Origin of the sequence: Bradyrhizobium sp. PRIMUS42 (genome assembly GCF_023006515.1) — a bacterium.
In the GTDB taxonomy this organism is placed as follows: domain Bacteria; phylum Pseudomonadota; class Alphaproteobacteria; order Rhizobiales; family Xanthobacteraceae; genus Bradyrhizobium.
Window position 1 is genome coordinate 1 of record NZ_JALBGZ010001613.1, and the last position, 437, is coordinate 437.

Sequence of the window (437 nt, forward strand, 5' to 3'; positions counted from 1 at the left end):
CCTCGGCGTCGAGCTGCCGCTCGAGCGCGTGCCGAGCCTGCAGAAGCAGATGACGCGGATGGCCCGCCGTGCCGGCAAGCCGGTGGTGGTCGCGACCCAGATGCTGGAATCGATGATCCAGTCGCCGGTGCCGACCCGCGCAGAAGTCTCGGACGTCGCCACCGCCGTCTATGAGGGCGCTGACGCCATCATGCTGTCGGCGGAATCGGCGGCCGGCAAATTCCCGGTCGAGGCGGTCTCGACCATGAACCGCATCGGCGAGGAGGTCGAGCGCGACCCGACCTACCGCTCGGTGATCACGGCTCAGCGTCCCGCGCCGGAATCCACCGCGGGCGATGCCATCGCCGACGCCGCACGACAGATCGACCCAGATGGTGGAGAGGTCGGCGACGACGAAGGCCGGCTTCTGCTCGGAAGCGTATTCGCCGAGCGAGATC

The 437-nt window shown here is 68.9% G+C and carries 1 protein-coding gene; it reads left to right on the top strand.

Features of this window, described 5'->3' with window-relative positions; translation table 11 throughout:
• Positions 1–437 (top strand): pyruvate kinase (locus MOV75_RS41925; RefSeq protein WP_247008758.1); only part of this gene is annotated, 437 nt, incomplete at both ends.